At 65.4% G+C, this 2,613-nt stretch carries 3 protein-coding genes and 1 pseudogene; 3 read left to right on the top strand and 1 reads right to left on the bottom strand.

Annotated elements, in window-relative coordinates:
• The 3 genes and pseudogenes from VMJ11_RS28735 to VMJ11_RS28745 all read left to right on the top strand — a co-directional run.
• Positions 1-379, top strand: a pseudogene (locus tag VMJ11_RS28735) (heat-inducible transcriptional repressor HrcA); the annotation flags it as partial.
• Between the two features lie 179 nt (positions 380-558).
• The gene (hemH, locus tag VMJ11_RS28740) at positions 559-1,626 is read left to right on the top strand and encodes a ferrochelatase (protein ID WP_325624097.1); all 1,068 of its coding nucleotides are present in this window, start codon (positions 559-561) and stop codon (positions 1,624-1,626) included.
• Between the two features lie 79 nt (positions 1,627-1,705).
• A complete protein-coding gene (locus VMJ11_RS28745) occupies positions 1,706-2,113 on the top strand; it encodes an RNA-binding S4 domain-containing protein (protein WP_325624099.1) in 408 nt (135 codons plus the stop codon).
• Positions 2,114-2,420: 307 nt separating this feature from the next.
• On the opposite strand, the gene VMJ11_RS28750 is transcribed toward VMJ11_RS28745, so the two are convergent.
• The coding region (locus VMJ11_RS28750) for a hypothetical protein (RefSeq protein ID WP_325624101.1) at positions 2,421-2,613 on the bottom strand (193 nt) is incomplete at its 5' end.

A 2,613-nucleotide genomic window follows, 5' to 3' on the forward strand; every position in this document is an offset into this window, starting at 1 on the left:
CGTGACTGCGAGCACCGACGAAACCGATGTCGGCGAGACCGTGCTCATTTCCGGCGAGCGCAACCTGCTCGAAGTGGCCGATCTTTCGTCGGACATGGCGCGCCTGCGCAAGCTCTTCGACGTGTTCGACCAGAAAACCAGTCTCCTGCAGCTGCTCGACGTCTCGAGCCACGCGCAGGGCGTGCAGATCTTCATTGGCGGCGAGTCGAACCTCGTGCCGATCGAGGAAATGAGCGTGGTGACCGCGCCGTACGAGGTGAACGGGAAAATCGTGGGCACGCTCGGCGTGATCGGGCCGACGCGCATGGCCTATAACCGCGTAATCCCGATCGTCGACATCACCGCGCGCCTGCTTTCGCTCACGCTCAGCCAGAACTGAGCGCGTTTTCCTTCCCGAAGATCATCTGCGAAAGCTGCGCCGCGCGCCATCGGCCGAACGGGCAACGCGCGGCGAGCCCGACTGGAGCAGGCCGGGTTGGCCCGCGAGGGGCGCCCGCTATAATGCTTGTTTCGTGCAACCGTTGCCGCGTCTTTTGCTCGCGGCGCCTGTGATCGCCTATGCGTTTCGATCTGGAACGGCCCTCGCAGTCCGCCGCTGCGCATCGCGTCGCCGTGCTGCTCATCAATCTCGGCACACCGGATGCGCCCACGCCGCGCGCCGTGCGCCGCTATCTCGCGCAGTTCCTCTCCGATCCGCGCGTGGTCGAGATTCCGGCGCCGATCTGGCAGGTCATCCTGCGCGCGCTGATCCTGCCGTTTCGCTCCCGTTCGTCGGCGAAGAAGTACGCGGCAGTCTGGACGCCGGAGGGCTCGCCGCTGCGCGTGCATACGCTGAAGCAGGCCGACGGCCTGCGCCATCTGCTGCAGATCAACGACTACACGGTGCTCGTCGACTACGCGATGCGCTACGGCACGCCCGACATTCCGGCCATGCTGAACCAGCTCAAGCTGGCGGGCGCGGAGCGCATCCTGCTCATGCCGATGTACCCGCAATACTCGGCGTCGACCACGGCCACCGCGTTCGACGCGGCGTTCGTTGCACTGCGCCGCATGCGCAACCAGCCGGAAATCCGCACGGTGCGCGGCTATCACGACCATCCGGCCTATATCGCGGCGCTGGCGGCCCAGGTGCATCAGTACTGGCATGCGCACGGGCGCCCCGATTTCGCCGCGGGCGACCGCCTCGTGCTGAGCTTTCACGGCGTGCCGAGCCGCACGCTCGATCTGGGCGACCCCTACCACGACCAGTGCCAGCAAACCGCGGCGCTGCTCATGCACGCGCTGGAGCTCACGCCGGTCGAGTGCCGGGTCACGTTCCAGTCGCGCTTCGGGCGCGCGCAGTGGCTTCAGCCGTATACGGCGCCCACACTACGGGAACTGGGCGCGGCCGGCGTGCGCCGCGCCGACGTGTTTTGCCCCGGCTTCACGGCCGACTGCCTCGAAACCATCGAGGAGATCGGCATGGAAGTGCGCGATGAATTCCTGCATGGCGGGGGCAAGGAGTTTCACCGCATTGCGTGCCTGAACGCCGCGCCCGCGTGGATCGCGGCGCTAGGGGAAATCGTCGCGCAGCACCTGCAGGGATGGCCTGTACAGGCCGCGGCGCCCGCAGGAGCGGCTGCCTGAGCCGGCGGGCCAGGCCTAGCGCGCAAACCCGGCGGCTGACTCGCGCACCGCGTATCGACGCTCATCCGGAAAGCATCTGATGAATTACAAGATTTCGACGGAACCTGGTGCGCGTCTGCGCATCGACAAGTGGCTCTGGGCCGCGCGCTTCTTCAAGACGCGCTCGCTCGCCTCGGACTGCGTGGCCAAGGGGCGCGTGCGCATTGGCGGCGAGGCGGTGAAGGCTTCGAAGGACGTGCGCGTGGGCGACCTCGTTGAAATCGAGATCGATCACGTGGTCTGGGAAGTGCAAGTGCTGGGAATATGCGAGGTACGGGGGCCCGCGAGCGTCGCGCAGACCCTCTATGTGGAAACCGCAGCCGGGCGCGAGCGACGCGCGGCGGAACAGGAGCGGCGGCGGCTCTTTCGCGAGCCGGCCGCCGTGCTGCAAGGCAGGCCGACCAAGCGCGATCGCCGCACTATCGACAAACTTTCGCGTGAGGGCTGAAGAGCGCCTCCATCGTGGCGTGCACGCCTCCGTATTCCGTCGTGTTTTCGTTCACGGCGCCCGACATGCAGATGGTCGTGGTCCCGGCGATGAGTACCAGCGCGACCACCGATATGGCAAAGGTCAGTTTCACGGTACTCCCCATGGGATTGCGGCAAAACGGCCAGTTTCGAGACCCGGTTAGCATTGTCTTTGGTTGAGGCTTTGCTGACAGCGGGCCCATTCGGTGCGGTGCCGAACTCAGGGTATACGCGCCGTGAGCAGCACCTGGTCTTAAGTCTAGGTCAGGGTTGCCCCGTACTCAATTTCAATTTTGCGGCACTGCAGTAATGATTGTTACGGGCGGTTTCGGCGTCTTGATGCTTGTATAAAAAAGCCGCCAGAGCCCCTTGAAAGAAGCGATCCGGCACCCACGTGCTGTCGCGATGTACAAAGCATCTGTCGTGTCGGCGCAACGCTTGGCGGCGCGACGGCCAGCGTGGCCGAAACGGCCCGTGCTT

Origin of the sequence: Paraburkholderia sp., assembly GCF_035501035.1 — a bacterium.
Taxonomy (GTDB): Bacteria; Pseudomonadota; Gammaproteobacteria; order Burkholderiales; family Burkholderiaceae; genus Paraburkholderia.

Coding starts and splice junctions, on each gene's coding strand:
- hemH (WP_325624097.1), top strand. CDS start 559: ATGCGTTTCGATCTGGAACGGCCCTCGCAGTCCGCCGCTGCGCATCGC.
- VMJ11_RS28745 (WP_325624099.1), top strand. CDS start 1,706: ATGAATTACAAGATTTCGACGGAACCTGGTGCGCGTCTGCGCATCGAC.